Genomic DNA, 15,710 nt, shown 5'->3' on the forward strand with positions numbered 1-15,710 from the left:
CTGAGGCGAGCTCGTCGTTGGTCACCCGGCGGCGGGGGCGGTAGCCGCCGAGGCCGAGGATGCGCGCGCCGGGGGCGCCGGTAGCGAGCTTGAGAGTCGTCACGCGGACACCTCCGGGTAGAGACGGGCGATCGGGTCGCCGGCGTCGACGAGGTCGCCCTCCTGCACCAGCCACTCGGCGAGCACGCCGTCGTAGGCGGCGGACACGTTGACCTCCTCGCGCCGGCCGCGGATGCAGCCCAGCGGGCTGCCGGCCGGCAGGCGGGTGCCCTCGGCGACCTCGGCCGGGCTCACCGTGCCGCGGGCGGGGGCGACGACGACGCGCCAGTCGGGCAGGTGCTCGGCCTCGGCCCGACCTCGCTCGGCGGCGATGAGCTCCCGGGCTCGGTCGAGGTCCGCCGGGCCGGAGAGGGTGAGGATCTCGACGCCGGCGCCCTTCCACTCGCGCTTGGCCAGCCCCGCCAGCGCGCCGGCCGGGGGCAGCTCGATGACGGCGGTGACGCCGAGGTCCCGCAGCGTCGCGAGGCAGGCGTCGAAGCGGACCGGGCTGGTGATCTGGCTGACCAGCCGGCGCACCGCCTCGGCGCCGGTGCTCACCGCGGCGCCGTCGCTGTTGGAGAGCAGCAGCCGGCTCGGGTCGGCCGGGCGCAGGCCGTCGACCAGCCCCTCGAGCTCCTCGCGGGCCGAGGCCATGTACGGGGTGTGGAAGGCCCCGGCGACCGACAGCGGCATGACCCGGGCCTTGGCCGGCGGGTCGGCCTTGAGCGCGGCCAGGCCGTCGAGCGGGCCGGCCGCCACGATCTGGCCGGCGCCGTTCAGGTTGGCCGGGGCCAGGCCGTGCCGCTCGAGCACGGCCAGCACCTCGTCGGGGTCGCCGCCCAGGACGGCGGACATGCCGGTCGGCGTCTGGGCGCAGGCCGCGGCCATGGCCCGGCCGCGGACGGCGGTCAGCGCGATCGCCGCCTCGACGCTGAGCACCCCGGCGAGCGCCGCCGCGGTCAGCTCGCCGACGCTGTGGCCGGCGATCACGACGTCGCGGCCCGCCGAGGGGCTGTGCGCGACCGGGCCGGGCAGGCCGCCCAGCTCGCGGGCGACGAACAGGCTCATCGCGACGACCAGCGGCTGGGTGACCGCGGTGTCCTGGATCGCCTCGGCGTCGCCGGTGGTGCCCAGCGTCAGCAGGTCGGCGTCGGCGATGGCGCCGGCCCAGCGGAAGAACGACTCGGCCCCGGGGAGCTCCAGCCAGTCGGTGAGCATTCCGGGCTTCTGGGCTCCCTGACCGGGGGCGAGAACGGCGAGCACTCGTCCACCGTGCCAAAGACGGCGGCCCGCCGCGGTGGCGGGCGGCACGAAAGCACACGGGTGATCTTTGGAGGGTTCCCACAACGTGAGCGTGCCCAGGGGGCCGAATCACCGGGTCCGGTGGTGGAGACCACACGGAGCTGCCGGGCCTACTCCCAGAGCGAGCGCTCGCGGTCCAGGTGCGCGAGGGCCAGCGCGACCTGGAGCGTCCAGGCGCCGCGCGGATCGGTGGCGGAGAGCCCGGTCAGCTCGGCGGCCCGCTTGAGCCGGTACCGGACGGTGTTCGGGTGGACGAAGATCGCCCGGGCGCTGGCCTCGAGGTTTCCGCCGCTGCCCAGCACCGCGCGCACCGTCTCCAGCACCCCGCTGCCGGCCGCGAGCAGGGGGACGGCGACCTCGTCGCGCAGCGCCGCCCGCGCGAGCGGATCGCCGTCCAGCGCCCGCTCCGGCAGCAGCGCGTCGGCGCTGACCGGCCGCGGTGCCTCCGGCCAGGCGCGGGCCGCGCGGAGGCCGGCCAGCGCGGCCGCCGCCGACTCCCCGGCCCGGCCCAGGCCGTCGACGACCGGCCCGGAGACCACCGGGCCGGGACCGAACTCCTCGGCCACCCGCGCCACGACCGGCGGGAGCTCCTCGGGCCCGCCGAGGACGACGACCAGCTGGTCGGCGTGCACGCCGACCAGCACGTCGCTGCGCAGCGCCCGGGCCGCCCGGCGCACGGCCGCGTGCGGATCGGCGACACCCTCCGGCGTCGCCCCGACGACGACCGTCACGGGGGAGAGCGCCGACCAGCCGAGGGCGGCGGCGCGGCCGCCGATCTCCTCGGACCGCTCGCCCCGCACCAGCGCGTCGACCAGGAGCGCCTCCAGCCGGGCGTCCCAGGCGCCGCGGTTCTCCGCGAAGCTGGCGTAGACGTGCGCGGTCGCGAAGGCGACCTCGCGGCTGAACTGGAGCACGGCCAGCCGCAGCATCTCCTCGTCGCCGGGCTCGGCGACGGAGGTGACGTGGTCCTCGAGGGTCTCCACGGTCACCCGGATCAGATCGACGGTCTGCTTGAGCGCGACCACCCGCACCAGCTCGCGGGGGGCGGCGCCGAACACCTCGCCGGTCAGCCGCGGCGGCCGCCCGGGGTGCCGGCACCACTCGACGAGGGAGGCCAGGCCGGCCTGCGCGACGAGGGTGACCCACGAGCGCTGGTCGGCCGGCATCGTCCGGAACCAGGGCAGTTCGTCGTCCATGCGGGCGACGGCCTGGGTGGCCAGCGCCCCCGACGAGCGCTCGAGCCGCCGGAGGGTGGCCGCGCTCGGGCGGTCGGTCACCCGGCTCCTCACCGCGTCAGCGTGCCACGCGCGGGGCGTGTCGGGGAGAGTGGGGAGGTGAGCGTTCCCCCGGACGGTGGCACCACCGTCGCCCCTCCCCGTGCCCTCGCCGGCCCGCTGTCGGTCGTCGCCGCGTGCGCGGCGGTGGTGGCGCTGCTCGGGCTGGGGGTGCGCACCGGCGCGGCGTGGCAGCTGGACGTGGACACCCGGGCCAGCGAGGCGCTGTACGCCGGCGACGACCGCAGCCGCTGGCTGGACGTGCTGCTGGAGGTGCTCACCGCGCCCGGGCTGTCCGTGGTCCGGTACCTGGTGGCCGTGCCGGTGCTGATCTGGCTGGCCCGCCGCCGCGACTCGGCGGGCGCTGGTCTGGGTGGTCGTGGCCGCGGTGTTCGTCCGGCACCTGACCTCGTTCCTCAAGGAGTTCTTCGGCCGGGTGCGGCCGCCGTTCGAGGAGGGCGGCGCCGGCTACGACTCGCTCAGCTTCCCGAGCGGCCACTCCTCGGGCGTGGCCGCGCTGGTCGCCATCGGGCTGGTGCTCGCCTGGCCCCGGCTCTCCGCCCCGGGACGACGCCTGTGGGGCGCGCTGGGCGCGCTGCTGGTGCTGCTCGTCGGCCTCACCCGGATGTGGCTCGGCGTCCACTACCTCTCCGACGTCGTCGGCGGCTGGGCGCTCGGGCTGGGCTGGACCCTGCTCACCGCCGTGGTCTTCGGGGTGCTGCCCCGGCGGGAGCCCGGCCGGTGAGCGCCCCGGAGCAGGACACCGTGCTCGCCCCCGACGACGGGTCGCTGGGCCCGCTGCTGCGGGTGTCCGACGACCGGCTGGGCCCGGGGGAGACCTACGGCGCGCACGAGCACGCCGCCGTCGACGTCGTCGCCGTGGTACTCGCGGGCTCGCTGCGGCACGGCTGGGGCGACCGCGCGCTCATGCGGGCCGGGGACGTCGGCGTGCTGCGCGCCGGCACCGGTTTGGTCCACGACGAGGCGGCCGGGGACGACGGCGCACGGGTGCTGCAGTGCTACCTGCGGCCGGCCGATCCGGCGTCCCCGCCGTCGCACGAGGTGCACCACGCCGTCGCCGGGCCGGTCGACCTGCGGCGCGCGGACGCCGCGCTGCGGGTGGTGCGGGCGGCCCCCGGCGAGGCGGTCGAGCTGCCCGCGGGACTGCTGCTCCAGGCCGGCCGGCGGACGACGGCGACCCGGCACGAGGGCGGCCCCGTCGTCGCGTCCGAGCACGTCGCGCTCGTGCTGTGGCAGCTGGAGACCGGCCGCCCGGCCTGGGCGCTCGAGCAGCCCTAGGGGCGCGGGCGGGCGGCCTGGGCGAGAGTGGGGCCATGCCGAGCACCCCCGCCGACCTGCTGTCGGCCGCGTACGAGGACGCCGACCGCACGATCGACCTGCGCCGCCGGCTGCACCGGCACCCGGAGATCGGCCTGCACCTCCCGCGCACCCAGGCGACGGTGCTCGAGGCGTTCGCGGAGCTGCCGCTGGAGGTGACCATGGGCACGCGGACCAGCTCGGTCGTGGGGGTGCTGCGCGGCGCCCGGCCCGGCCCCACCTACCTGCTGCGCGGTGACATGGACGCCCTGCCGGTGCAGGAGGACACCGGCCTGCCGTTCGCCTCCGAGGTGCCCGGCGTGATGCACGCCTGCGGGCACGACACCCACGTCGCGATGCTGGTCGGCGCCGCGCGGCTGCTCTCCGCGCGCCGCGACGAGCTGGCCGGGCAGGTCGTGTTCATGGTCCAGCCGGGGGAGGAGGGCTTCCACGGCGCCCGGTTCATGCTCGAGGAGGGGCTGCTCGACGTCGTCCCCGAGGCCCCGGTCAGCGGCGCGTTCGCGCTGCACATCTCCTCGACCTTCGCCAGCGGCAGCGTGAACGTCCGGCCCGGGCCGGTCATGGCCGCCGCCGACCAGTGGTCGATCACGCTGCGCGGCCGGGGCGGGCACGCCTCCGAGCCGCACGCCGCCGCCGACCCGATCCCCGCCGCCGCGGAGATCGTGCTGGCGCTGCAGTCGATGATCACCCGCCGCGTGGACGTGTTCGACCCCGCCGTCCTCACCGTCGCGCACCTGGAGGCCGGGTCGACGAACAACGTCATCCCGGGGTCGGCCTTCCTCGAGGGCACGATCCGCACCCTGTCGGCGCAGCGGCGGGCCGACGTCGTCGCCGCCCTGCACCGGGTCGCCGAGCACGTGGCCGCGGCCCACGACCTCGGCGTCGACGTCCACCACGAGCAGGGGTACCCGGTGACGATCAACGACGCCGGGGCGGCCGCCCGGGTGCTGGAGACCACCCGCGCGATGCTCGGCGAGCAGGCCGCCGTCCTGCTGCCCGCGCCGCTCATGGGCGCGGAGGACTTCTCCTACGTGCTGCAGGAGGTGCCGGGCGCGCTGGCCTGGCTGGGCGCGCGCCCGCCGGGCGTCGACCCGGCCGGGGCGCCGCCCAACCACTCCAACCTGGTGGTCTTCGACGAGGAGCCGCTGCCGGCGGGCGTCGCGCTGTACGCGCAGATGGCGCTCGACGCCCTCAGGTAGCCGGCGACGGGTCCGACCGCTCCTCGGCGGGAGCCGCCTGCACGTCGCGCACCTGGTACTTCTCCACGGCTTCCCGCACGCGGGCGCGGTCGACCTGCCCCTCGTCGGCCAGCGACGCGAGCGCGCGGACGACGATCGACTCGGCGTCGACGGAGAAGTGCCGGCGCAGCGCCGGGCGGGTGTCGGACAGGCCGAACCCGTCGGTGCCCAGCGACGCCAGCCCGCCGGGCACGTACGGCGCGATGAGGTCGGGGACGGCGCGCATCCAGTCCGACACCGCGACGACCGGGCCGACGGTCTCCTGCAGCCGCTCGGTCACGTAGGGGGTGCCCGGCTCCTCCTCGGGGTGCAGCAGGTTGTGCCGGGTCACCTCCTCGGCCTGGCGGCGCAGCTCGGTCCAGGAGGTCACCGACCACACGTCGGCGGAGACGCCCCAGTCCTGCGCGAGCAGCTCCTGCGCGCGCAGCGCCCACGGCACGGCGACGCCGGAGGCCAGCAGCTGCGTCTTCGGCCCGTCCCCGGCCGGCCCCTCGGCGTACCGGTACATGCCGGCCAGCAGCCCCTGCACGTCGAGGCCCTCCGGCTCGGCCGGCTGGTGGAAGGGCTCGTTGTAGACGGTGAGGTAGTAGAGGACGTCGGGGGAGCGGGTCCCGCCGAGCGGCGCGCCCGGGTCCTCGCCGTACATGCGGACCAGGGCGTCGCGGGTGATGTGCGCGACCTCGAAGCTGAACGCGGGGTCGTAGGAGACGACCGCCGGGTTGGTGGCGGCCAGGAGCAGCGAGTGGCCGTCCTCGTGCTGCAGCCCCTCGCCGTTGAGCGTCGTCCGCCCCGCGGTGGCGCCGAGCAGGAAGCCGCGGGTCATCTGGTCGGCGGCCGCCCAGATCGAGTCGCCGGTCCGCTGGAACCCGAACATCGAGTAGAAGATGTAGATCGGGATCATCGGCTCGCCGTGCGTGGCGTACGAGGTGCCGGCGGCGGTGAGCGAGGCGGTCGAGCCGGCCTCGTTGATCCCCTCGTGCAGGATCACGCCCTGCTCGGACTCCTTGTACGCCAGCATCAGCTCGCGGTCGACCGACGTGTACCGCTGCCCGCCCGGGTTGTAGATCTTGTGCGAGGAGAACAACGAGTCCAGGCCGAAGGTGCGCGCCTCGTCCGGGATGATCGGCACGAAGCGCGGGCCGAGCTCGGGGTCCTTGAGCAGCTCCTTGAGCAGGCGGACGAACGCCATAGTCGTCGCCACCTCCTGCTTGCCCGAGCCCTTGCGCAGGATGTCCAGCGCCTTGTCCTCGGGGGCCTTGAGCGTCTTGAACTCCGCGCGCCGGCGCGGCACCGCGCCGCCCAGCGCCCGGCGCCGCTCGAGCATGTACTGCATCTCGTCGGAGTCCGGGTCGGGCTTGAGGTAGGGCGGCAGGGTCTTGTCCAGCTCCGAGTCCGGGATGTCCAGGTAGAGCCGGTCGCGGAAGAGGGCGAGGTCCTCCGCGGTCAGCTTCTTCATCTGGTGGGTGGAGTTGCGGCCCTCGAAGTGGCTGCCCAGCGTCCAGCCCTTGATCGTCTTGGCGAGGATGACGGTGGGCTGGCCCTTGTGCTCCTGGGCCGCCCTGAACGCCGCGTAGACCTTGCGGTAGTCGTGGCCGCCGCGGGAGAGGTTCCAGATCTCCTTGTCGCTCATGCCCTCGACGAGCCGGCGGGTGCGCGGGTCGCGGCCGAAGAAGTGCTCGCGGACGAAGGAGCCGTCCTCGGCCTTGTAGGTCTGGTAGTCGCCGTCCGGCGTCTGGTTCATCAGGTTCACCAGGGCGCCGTCGCGGTCACCGGCCAGCAGCGGGTCCCACTCGCGGCCCCAGATCACCTTGATCACGTTCCAGCCGGCGCCGCGGAAGAACGACTCGAGCTCCTGGATCACCTTGCCGTTGCCGCGCACCGGGCCGTCGAGGCGCTGCAGGTTGCAGTTGACGACGAAGGTGAGGTTGTCCAGCTCCTCGCGGGCGGCCAGGCCGATGGTGCCCAGCGACTCCGGCTCGTCCATCTCGCCGTCGCCGAGGAACGCCCACACGTGCTGGTCGGAGGTGTCCTTGATGCCGCGGTCGTGCAGGTAGCGGTTGAAGCGCGCCTGGTAGATCGCGTTCATCCCGCCCAGGCCCATGGAGACGCTCGGGAACTCCCAGAAGTCCGGCATCAGCCGCGGGTGCGGGTAGCTGGACAGGCCGCCCCCGGGGTGGCTGACCTCCTGGCGGAAGCCGTCGAGCTGCTGCTCGGAGAGCCGGCCCTCGAGGAAGGCGCGGGCGTAGATGCCGGGGGAGGCGTGCCCCTGGAACCAGATCTGGTCGCCGCCGCCGGGGTGGTCCTTGCCGCGGAAGAAGTGGTTGAAGCCGACCTCGTACAGGGAGGCGGAGGAGGCGTAGGACGAGATGTGCCCGCCGACGCCGATCCCGGGCCGCTGCGCGCGGTGCACCATGATCGCGGCGTTCCACCGGATGTAGGCGCGGATCCGCCGCTCGACGTGCTCGTCGCCGGGGAACCACGGCTCGCGCTCGGGCGGGATGGTGTTGATGTAGTCGGTGCTGCGCAGGCCGGGGACGCCGACCTGCTGCTCCCGGCTGCGTTCGAGCAGCCGGAGCATCAGGTACCGGGCGCGTTCACGGCCGGCGTGCCCGACGACGGCGTCGAGGGAGTCGATCCACTCCTGCGTCTCGTCCGGGTCGGTGTCGGGGAGCTGGCTGGGCAGCCCGTCGGTGATGACCGCGCGGGGTGCGCCGAGGTCGCGGGCGGGGTCGCCGTCCGACTGCTGTGCGCTCATGCCCCCATCGTTCCCCCTCGGGGAGCCGGGCGTCACGTGACTGGCCCGTCGCCCGGCAAGTCCGGGGCCGCGCAGGGGTCGGTCGCGCTTGCGCCGTGGCGGTCATGCCCTACGCTTCCGCCCACGTGGCTCCCGGTTCGAACGGCCCCTGACGCACCCGCGCGGACGGCCGGCCGGCACGGCGTCACCACCCCGATCGATCAGCAGCAGGTCCACCCAGGAGGAGCAGTACGGATGAGCGTCGACAGCGCCGGCATGGCGGCCCGGTTGGGCATCAAGCCGGGCATGGTCGTGCAGGAGCTCGGCTGGGACGAGGACGCCGACGAGGACCTGCGTGACGCGATCATCGAGCTCTCCGGTGGCGAGATGGTCGACGAGGACACCGACGAGGTGGCCGACGTCGTGCTGCTCTGGTGGCGCGAGGACGACGGCGACCTGTTCGACGCCCTGACCGACGCGATCACCTCCCTCGGCGAGGAGGGCGTCGTCTGGCTGCTCGTGCCCAAGTCCGGGCGCCCCGGCCACGTCGAGCCCGGTGACGTCACCGAGGTGGCCCCCACGGCCGGTCTGCAGCAGACCAGCAGCGTCTCCGCGGCCAAGGACTGGTCGGGCATCCGCCTGGTCAGCCCGAAGACCGCCCGCAGCCGACGCTGAGGCGTACGGCACGATCGGGCGCATGAGCCTCTCCGTCGGCGACGTCGCCCCCGAGTTCAGCCTCCCCGACCAGGACAAGCAGGTCGTCTCCCTGGCCGAGCTGCGCGGCACCCCCGTGCTGCTGGTCTTCTACCCCTTCGCCTTCTCCGGCATCTGCACCGGTGAGCTGTGCCAGCTGCGCGACGAGCTGGCCAACTACACCGACGCCGGCGTGCGCGTCCTCGCGGTCAGCACCGACCCGGTGTTCAGCCTCAAGGCGTTCAAGGCGCAGGAGGGCTTCGACTTCCCGCTGCTGTCGGACTTCTGGCCGCACGGCGCCACCGCCCAGGCCTACGGCGTCTTCAACGACAAGGCCGGCATGGCCGTGCGCGGCACCTTCCTGGTCGACGCCGACGGGAAGATCGCCTTCGCCGAGGTCAACCAGCCCGGCGACGCCCGCGAGCAGTCCGGCTGGAAGGACGCCGTCTCCCAGCTCGCGGCCTGACCCGACCGGGCGCCCGGGGTCTCTACCCTGGGCGCGCGGGGCGCGTAGCTCAGCGGTAGAGCTCTCGCCTTACAAGCGAGCGGTCGCAGGTTCGAACCCTGCCGCGCCCACCAGTAAGCCGCTGACCAATGTCGGGTGGCGTTGGCTCGCCTTGGCCGGCCAAGTCCGCGACCCGCACGTCGTGCCGGTCGTCGTAGATGAGCGGAGTTCGTCCGGGGGGTTGCTCACGTTCCACGAGCTCCGTCCAGGCGGGGTCCGATCAGGGCCCTGGATCTCAGCGTCACTGTGTGGACGTCGTGAGCGCGACGTGGAAATGGCGGCGACATCCCGGCGGGACGCCCCTGCTCCGGATCGCCCCGCAGGGACATCATCGGAATCAGCTTCTCGACAGATTTCGAAGCACGGCTCCAACCGAGGATTGGGTGTATCCGGCCGATGCCGCCTTCGCCGAACATGCGAAGACGTTCATGCGCCCGATCTCTTCAGTCGATCCGCTGACCCGCCACCAGAACGGGTCCTGAATGTCTATGACCATCTTGCACTTGGTGTCGTCCGACCAGTCGTCGTAGGCGTCCCGAGCCGCGACTATGGCGTCGTCCAGAGCCTCGTAACGCTCCGGGTCCGAACGGTCCAGTTCTTCTGAAGCGTCAGCCAGGTCATTCACCGCGTCGATTCCCTCTGCCAGCGGTATCGAGCAAGAGAGCAGGTCTGTGGTTCCGGTAGGACAGATCTGGTCATTGTCCATCAGTGTCTGGCAATAGTCGGAGCAGAGGTCTTCGATCAGGTCTTCGTCCCCAGATGCCGCGACGCCCCGCGGATCTTCCGGCGCGCCCGAGGACGCGGAGCTCGACGTCTCGCTTGAGTCGGCACTGTCGGACGCGGAATCGTCAGAACTGCAACCGGCCAGCAGGCAGAGGCCAACGGCGATCAGTACAACGGCAGGTCTCATCTAGTTAACTCTCCTTCGGGGGCGATCGGCCGCAATCGGGATCGGACGCACCATAACGACCCTCGCTCTTACTGGAAGCTTCGGAACGCAACTCTGTCGCCAAAGAGAACGCCCTGAGAACGAGATGGGGAAATTTCGTAGCCGGGTGTAGCTCGCCGCGTGCATCCCGGGGGATGCCGCCGGGGTACCGCTGTGCGGTGACCGCGACCCCGGCTACCCGTCGCGCCTCGGCGCTGCGCCACGAGGCGGTGCTGCTGCTCGTCCTCGCGCTGGCGGCCGCGCCGATCGCCTACGTCGGCTACCGCGAGTTCGACATCGACGACCCGGCCACCGGGGGCGACACGGGGGACTCCGCGGCCTACGCGCGGATGGCGCTGACCGGCGACCTGGACGGCGTCCCCAAGCCGTTCCGCTACCGGGTGGTCGTGCCCTTCCTCAGCCCGCGGCTGGGTGCTCGCGTTCGGCCGGCCCGAGGTCCACGACGTCCGGGTCGCCTTCGCCGTCCTGGACCTGCTGGGCCTGGCGGTGGCCGCCTGGGCGGTCTCCCTGCTGCTGCGCCGGCTGGGCCTCACCGCCGCGGAGGGGTTCACCGGCGCGCTGCTCTTCCTCGGCGCCTGGCCGGTGCTCCGCTTCGGCGGCGCGGTCCTGGTCGACGCGTGGAGCCACGCGGTGCTGACGCTGGCGGCGTGGGCGGTCGTCGCCCGCCGGAACGGGGCGCTGGTGCTCATCGCCGGCGTCGGCATGTTCGTCCGCGAGACGACGGTCTTCGCGGCCCTGCTGGTGCTGGTCCTCCCGGCGACGTGGCCGGACCGGGTCCGGCAGCTCGCCTGCTTCGCCCCCGGCGTGCTGGGCTACCTGCTGCTCCGGTTCGTCGTCGCGCCGACCGACGTCGGCTACCGGTACAACCTGGACCGGTTCGACCGGCAGGTCGCCGACGTGCTCGGCTGGTCGGGGCTGCCGTACACGCTGCGCGAGCTGGCGCTCGTGTTCGGTGCGGCCGGGCCGCTGTTCGTCCTCGGCCTGCTCCGCAACCGCCGGACCGGCGAACTGCCGCGCCGCCTGGTCTGGCTGGTGCCGGCCGCGCTGGTGATCCCGTTCCTCATCGCCAGCAACCTGGGCCGCATCTGGTTCCTGGCCTTTCCGGCCGTCATCCCGCTGGCGGTGCTGGGCCTGCGCGCCCTGCTGGGCGACGACGACGCCGCCGCTGACGCTGAGCGTCCCGCGCCGGGGTCGTAGCGGCCGGTGCCCGCCCTCAGGCGGCCGAGCCCTCCAGGGTCCCGACCGGCGAGCACGGGGTGGCCTCGGCCGGCTTCGGGAATACCGGGCGGAGGAAGCGCGGCGCCTGGAACGGCGTCCACGAGCCCTCCGGCTGGGCCAGCCGGTCGGCGACGGCCCAGAGCGCCGCCGGGTGGTGCCCCAGGCCCAGGTGGCTGGCGGTGACGGCGATGTTCTCGCAGCGCTCGCCCGGGGTGTTCAGGCAGGTCTGCCAGTGCACGATGCCGTCGTAGTGCGAGTAGATCGAGGTGGCCGGCACCGGCAGCGGCTCGTTCTCCGGCTCCAGCGGCAGCGTGCGCTGCTCGACGTGCAGGTGTGAGTACCGGTCGAACACCTTGGCGGCGCGGGTCTGGCTGAACTTCGTCAGCCGGAACGGGCTGCCCAGGGTGAGGACCTGGCGGACCTGGTCGGGGGAGCGGCGGGCGAGGTCGCGGGCGAAGATGCCGCCCAGGCTCCAGCCGATGAGCGTCACCGGGCGGCGGTAGCGGCCGTGCAGGTAGTCGAGCTTGTCGCGCAGGCCGTTGACGCACAGCGCGGTCGGGCCGATGTTGCGGCCCAGGCCCCAGCCGTGCACGCGGTAGTCCAGCCGGCGGAGCGTGCTGCGCAACGCGGTGGTCGAGACGTCGTCGGCCAGCAGGCCGGGCAGCACGAGCACCGGGTGCCCGTCGCCCTTGGGCAGCCGCTGCGTCAGCGGCCGCGCCGCCAGGTAGAGACCGAAGTCGGCGACCGCGCGACCGGGCTCGCTCAGGTAGAGCGGCAGCGCCGGTCCGTCGTCCTGCTGTCGTGCCACGCCGACCTCCCGTGTTACGTCCTTGGTACGGGCCAGTACCAATCTGCGGCCTGGCTCACACACCGCTTCCCGAACACGCTGGCGGATGTTGCCAGAATGTGTCCTGGGTCACGGCAGACGCTTCCGTTCCGGTCCACCGCGACGGTTGCCCGGGCGCCGGGGGGCCGCCCGTGCCACCGTTGCGGCCGACAGCGGCGGGACGAGAGGGCGGTCGGCAGTGGCGGCGGAGCAGCAGATTCCGGGGGAGAGCCGGACGGTCGACCTGGATGGCCCGGTCCACTACGTCGACTTCGGCGGTCCGGACGGCGGTCCGCGCGTCGTCCTCGTCCACGGCCTGGGTGGCTCGCACCTCAACTGGGACACCTTCGCCCCGCTGCTGCTGCCGCACGCGAGGGTGCTGGCGATCGACCTGCCCGGGTTCGGCCGCAGCGAGCCCGGCGGCCGGCGCGCGACCGTGCACGCCAACGTCGAGGTGCTGCACCGGTTCCTGCAGGAGGTCGCCGGCGAGCCTGCCGTGCTGGTGGGCAACTCGATGGGCGGGATGATCTCGATCCTCGAGCAGGCCGCCCACCCCGAGGCGGTGCGCGGCCTGGTGCTGCTGGACCCCGCGATCCCCGGCCCGCGGCGGGCGCTGGACCCGCTGGTCGCCGTCACCTTCGCGCTGTACGCGATGCCGGTGGTGGGGGAGCGATTCCTCTGGCTGCGCCGCGCGCGGCAGACGCCGCTGCAGCGGGTGCGGGAGATGCTGCGCCTGGTCGGCGTCGACCCGGACACGCTGCCGTCGGCGGTCATCGACCGCTCGGTGGTGCTGCTGGAGGAGCGCGAGGACCACGCCGGTATGGACCGCGCCTACCTGGCCGCGGCGCGCTCGCTGCTGGCCCAGCTGGCCGACCCGCGGCGTTACCGGCGGGCGATGGAGCGGGTCGGCGGACCGGTGCTGCTGGTGCACGGCGATCTCGACCGGCTCATCCCGGTGCAGGCCGCCCGCGACGTCGCCCGGCGGCACCCGGACTGGCGCTACGTGGAGATGGAGGGGGTCGGGCACGTGCCCCAGCTGCAGTGCCCTGAGCGGCTCGCCGCCGAGGTGCTGCCGTGGCTGGCCGGGCTCGCGGAGGCCCGCGCCGGGGCGTGATGGGCCCGGCTCAGCCCTGGTCGCGGAGGGTGTCGCGCAGCGCCTCGAGCCCGGTGTAGCGCGGCCGCCAACCGAGCTCTTCGCGGGCGCGGGTGGTGTCCATCAGGGCCGGCCGGGAGGCGGCCTCGACCCACTCGGCCACCGGCGGCAGGAACGGCAGCCGGGAGATCGCCCGGGCGGCGACCTGCCCGGGGCCGGCCGCGAGCCGGATGGGCAGCGCGCCGAACTCGCGGGCGACGTCGGCGGCGGTGACGACGCCCTCGCCGGCGATGTTGTACGCACCCGGCGGGCCGGCGCCGACGACGCACAGCTGCAGCGCGCGGCCGACGTCCTCCTCGTGGACGAGCTGCATCGGGTGCTCGGGCACCGGGAGCGGGATCGGCAGGGGGAGCCTTCGCGGGCGGCCGAGCAGCCGGCGGCCCAGCGGCGCGAGCGGCCCCGGCAGCACGTCCTTGGCGCCCAGGGCGTTCGGGCCCAGGACGACGGGCGGCCGCAGGAGGTACAGCGCGAGCTGGGGCGCGGCCTGCGCCTCGTGCTGCAGCAGCTCCTCCAGCTCGGCCTTCTCCTGGGCGTAGAACAGCCGGGCCGCCGGGCGCACCGGCCAGTCCTCGTCGATCAGCTCCGGGTTGTCGGCGTGGAAGCCGTAGGCGGCCACGGAGGAGGCGTAGACGAACCGGCGGGCGCCGGCCGCCGCGGCGGCGCGGAAGACGTTGAGCGTGCCCTCGACGTTGATCGCGCGGATCGTCTCGCGCGACGCGTTGCCGGCGATCAGGAAGGCCAGGTGCACGACGACGTCGGCGCCGGCGAACGCGTCGCGCAGCGCGTCGGGGTCCCGGACGTCGCCCTGCCGGTACTCCATCTTCGACCAGCCGCGCGCCGCCGGATCGAACGGCCGACGGGCCAGCCCGATGACGCGGGCGATCCGGTCGTCGTCCTCGAGCAGCGGGACCAGCCCGGCGCCGAAGGTGCCGGTGGGCCCGGTGACGGCGACCGTGAGCCCGGCCGGCGTCACCGCGCCGCCGGCTGGGGCACCTCGGACCGGGGCACCCCGGGGGTGCTCTGCTCGGCGCGGGCGAGCTCCAGCAGCTCCTCGATGCCGCGGCGGATGCCGCCGGAGAGCACGTCGACGTCGGCGAAGGCGTCGAAGTCGGCGTTGATCCCGAAGGTCATCGTCTTCTGGTAGCTGAAGATCCCGATGGAGCAGCGCGTGCCGCCGGCGATGGGCACGTACGCGTACGCCGAGCACATCCGCCGCCCCAGGACGTACAGCGGGATCGGCGGGCCGGGCACGTTCGTCGTCACCGCCTGGCACCACACCTGACCGGCCGTCAGGGCGGCCCGCACCCCGAGCGAGAGCAGCGTGGGCGCGACGAAGTCCCCCATCGCGATGATCGAGGGGACGTCGACCGCCTGCATCGCCTTCTTGTACTCGTCCATCTGCCCGCGGATCGAGTCCAGCCGGGAGCGCGGGTCGGGGTCGCCCACGGGCAGGTCGACGAAGACGCAGGAGACCGCGTTGTTCAGGGTGCCGCGCTGGCTGTCGGCGCGCACCGACACCGGCACCATCGTGCGCACGACCAGCTTCTCGGACGTGAGCTCCCCGCGGCCCTGCAGGAGGTCGCGGAAGCCGGCGGTGATCGAGGTGAGGACGACGTCGTTGACCGTGCCACCCAGCGCCGTGCGCACCTCCTTGAGCTCGGCGAAGTCGGTGGAGGTCCACGCCCAGCGACGGTGCGGGCCGATCGGCCCGTTGAGGGAGCGGGCCGTGGGCACCAGCGCCTGCTTGGCCAGGGACGGCAGCGTGGAGGCGACCGTCCTCCCCGAGTCGAGGACCTGCTTGGCCAGCCGTCCGGCGGCCCCGCTCCCGGGCATCGAGGTCAGCTGCCGCAAGGGGTGCGCGACGGCCTCGGCCACGGCGCCGGCCACCATGCCTGCGCTGGTCGGTGTGCGCTGCGGCGACCAGTCGCGCGGCTCGTCGTGGGTCGCGTCGGGGGAGAGGTCGAACATCAGCTGCATGAGGTCGGTGCCGGCGACGCCGTCGACCATGCAGTGGTGGACCTTGGAGATGATCGCCCAGCGGTCGTCGGCCAGACCCTCGATCAGGTAGAGCTCCCACAGCGGCTTGGACATGTCCAGGCGCTGGCCGAGCACGCGGCCGGCGAGGTTGCGCAGCTGCTCGTCGCCGCCCGGGCGCGGGACGGCGGTGTGCCGGACGTGGTACAGGATCTGGAAGTGCGGATCGTCGACCCACATCGGCCGGCCCAGCTGCAGGGGCACCTCGCGCACCCGCTGCCGGTACCGCGGCACGAGGGGCAGCTTGCTGAGCAGCAGCCGGACGACGTCGCCGTAGCTCGGTGCCGGACCGTCGAAGACGGCCACGGACCCGACGTGCATGGGCGTGTTCTCGCTCTCGGCGAAGTAGAAGCCGCTGTCGAGAGCGCTCATCCGGTCCACGTTCTGCTCCTCGCCGCCCCTCGGAC

Annotated in this window: 14 protein-coding genes and 1 tRNA gene; 8 read left to right on the top strand and 7 right to left on the bottom strand. The window is 73.9% G+C overall.

The features are described from left to right. Positions 1–99: 99 nt before the first annotated feature. On the bottom strand, positions 100–1,350 hold the full coding sequence (locus JKP75_RS06450; protein ID WP_309229576.1) for an acyltransferase domain-containing protein: 1,251 nt from the start codon (positions 1,348–1,350) through the stop codon (positions 100–102). Positions 1,351–1,451: 101 nt separating this feature from the next. Continuing rightward, positions 1,452–2,618, bottom strand: coding sequence for a helix-turn-helix domain-containing protein (locus JKP75_RS06455; protein WP_309229577.1), 1,167 nt, complete (start codon positions 2,616–2,618; stop codon positions 1,452–1,454). A gap of 370 nt (positions 2,619–2,988) precedes the next feature. Between JKP75_RS06455 and JKP75_RS06460 the strand changes: the two genes are divergently transcribed. From JKP75_RS06460 to JKP75_RS06470, 3 genes are read left to right on the top strand one after another with little or no spacing between them, the layout of a single operon-like run. Continuing rightward, the gene (locus JKP75_RS06460; protein WP_200492861.1) at positions 2,989–3,360 is read left to right on the top strand and encodes a phosphatase PAP2 family protein; all 372 of its coding nucleotides are present in this window, start codon (positions 2,989–2,991) and stop codon (positions 3,358–3,360) included. Then, positions 3,357–3,914 (top strand): pirin family protein, encoded by a 558-nt coding sequence (locus tag JKP75_RS06465; protein WP_200492107.1) that lies wholly within the window; start codon positions 3,357–3,359, stop codon positions 3,912–3,914. The genes JKP75_RS06460 and JKP75_RS06465 overlap by 4 nt, the downstream gene beginning before the upstream one ends. A gap of 35 nt (positions 3,915–3,949) precedes the next feature. Further along, entirely contained in the window at positions 3,950–5,152 is a 1,203-nt protein-coding gene (locus JKP75_RS06470) for a M20 family metallopeptidase (RefSeq protein ID WP_200492106.1), read from the top strand. Here JKP75_RS06470 and aceE read toward each other — a convergent pair. After that, positions 5,145–7,946: a pyruvate dehydrogenase (acetyl-transferring), homodimeric type gene (aceE, locus tag JKP75_RS06475; RefSeq protein WP_200492105.1), complete on the bottom strand. Its 2,802-nt coding sequence runs from the start codon at positions 7,944–7,946 to the stop codon at positions 5,145–5,147. The genes JKP75_RS06470 and aceE overlap by 8 nt on opposite strands. A gap of 234 nt (positions 7,947–8,180) precedes the next feature. Between aceE and JKP75_RS06480 the strand changes: the two genes are divergently transcribed. The 3 genes from JKP75_RS06480 to JKP75_RS06490 all read left to right on the top strand — a co-directional run bounded on the left by JKP75_RS06480 (position 8,181) and on the right by JKP75_RS06490 (position 9,197). After that, complete coding sequence (locus tag JKP75_RS06480; protein ID WP_200492104.1) at positions 8,181–8,600, top strand: DUF3052 domain-containing protein; 420 nt, start codon at positions 8,181–8,183, stop codon at positions 8,598–8,600. A 22-nt stretch (positions 8,601–8,622) separates the two neighbouring features. Then, positions 8,623–9,084: a peroxiredoxin gene (locus JKP75_RS06485; RefSeq protein WP_200492103.1), complete on the top strand. Its 462-nt coding sequence runs from the start codon at positions 8,623–8,625 to the stop codon at positions 9,082–9,084. 38 nt (positions 9,085–9,122) lie between these two features. Beyond that, positions 9,123–9,197, top strand: a tRNA-Val gene (locus tag JKP75_RS06490). A gap of 263 nt (positions 9,198–9,460) precedes the next feature. Here JKP75_RS06490 and JKP75_RS06495 read toward each other — a convergent pair. Beyond that, entirely contained in the window at positions 9,461–10,033 is a 573-nt protein-coding gene (locus tag JKP75_RS06495; protein ID WP_200492102.1) for a hypothetical protein, read from the bottom strand. Positions 10,034–10,483: 450 nt separating this feature from the next. Here JKP75_RS06495 and JKP75_RS06500 point away from each other — a divergent pair, with 450 nt between their 5' ends. Further along, positions 10,484–11,269: a hypothetical protein gene (locus JKP75_RS06500; protein WP_200492862.1), complete on the top strand. Its 786-nt coding sequence runs from the start codon at positions 10,484–10,486 to the stop codon at positions 11,267–11,269. Between the two features lie 16 nt (positions 11,270–11,285). On the opposite strand, the gene JKP75_RS06505 is transcribed toward JKP75_RS06500, so the two are convergent. Beyond that, positions 11,286–12,098, bottom strand: coding sequence for a triacylglycerol lipase (locus JKP75_RS06505; RefSeq protein WP_200492100.1), 813 nt, complete (start codon positions 12,096–12,098; stop codon positions 11,286–11,288). A 217-nt stretch (positions 12,099–12,315) separates the two neighbouring features. Between JKP75_RS06505 and JKP75_RS06510 the strand changes: the two genes are divergently transcribed. After that, a complete protein-coding gene (locus JKP75_RS06510) occupies positions 12,316–13,230 on the top strand; it encodes an alpha/beta hydrolase (protein ID WP_309229578.1) in 915 nt (304 codons plus the stop codon). A 10-nt stretch (positions 13,231–13,240) separates the two neighbouring features. Here the strand turns inward: JKP75_RS06510 and JKP75_RS06515 are convergent, their stop codons facing one another. Together JKP75_RS06515 and JKP75_RS06520 are read right to left on the bottom strand one after the other, a co-directional pair. Continuing rightward, positions 13,241–14,242: an NAD-dependent epimerase/dehydratase family protein gene (locus JKP75_RS06515; protein WP_200492098.1), complete on the bottom strand. Its 1,002-nt coding sequence runs from the start codon at positions 14,240–14,242 to the stop codon at positions 13,241–13,243. Further along, on the bottom strand, positions 14,239–15,675 hold the full coding sequence (locus JKP75_RS06520) for a wax ester/triacylglycerol synthase family O-acyltransferase (protein WP_207146588.1): 1,437 nt from the start codon (positions 15,673–15,675) through the stop codon (positions 14,239–14,241). Before JKP75_RS06520 ends, JKP75_RS06515 begins: the two co-directional genes overlap by 4 nt. Between the last annotated feature and the right edge of the window lie 35 nt (positions 15,676–15,710).

This window comes from Blastococcus sp. TML/M2B (assembly GCF_016612865.1).
Lineage (GTDB): Bacteria > Actinomycetota > Actinomycetes > Mycobacteriales > Geodermatophilaceae > Blastococcus.

What these genes read in the sequence shown, in the direction of transcription:
- JKP75_RS06470 (WP_200492106.1), top strand. Translation starts at nt 3,950, where the DNA reads ATGCCGAGCACCCCCGCCGACCTGCTGTCGGCCGCGTACGAGGACGCC.
- aceE (WP_200492105.1), bottom strand. Translation starts at nt 7,946, where the DNA reads ATGAGCGCACAGCAGTCGGACGGCGACCCCGCCCGCGACCTCGGCGCA.
- JKP75_RS06480 (WP_200492104.1), top strand. Translation starts at nt 8,181, where the DNA reads ATGAGCGTCGACAGCGCCGGCATGGCGGCCCGGTTGGGCATCAAGCCG.
- JKP75_RS06485 (WP_200492103.1), top strand. Translation starts at nt 8,623, where the DNA reads ATGAGCCTCTCCGTCGGCGACGTCGCCCCCGAGTTCAGCCTCCCCGAC.
- JKP75_RS06495 (WP_200492102.1), bottom strand. Translation starts at nt 10,033, where the DNA reads ATGAGACCTGCCGTTGTACTGATCGCCGTTGGCCTCTGCCTGCTGGCC.
- JKP75_RS06520 (WP_207146588.1), bottom strand. Translation starts at nt 15,675, where the DNA reads ATGAGCGCTCTCGACAGCGGCTTCTACTTCGCCGAGAGCGAGAACACG.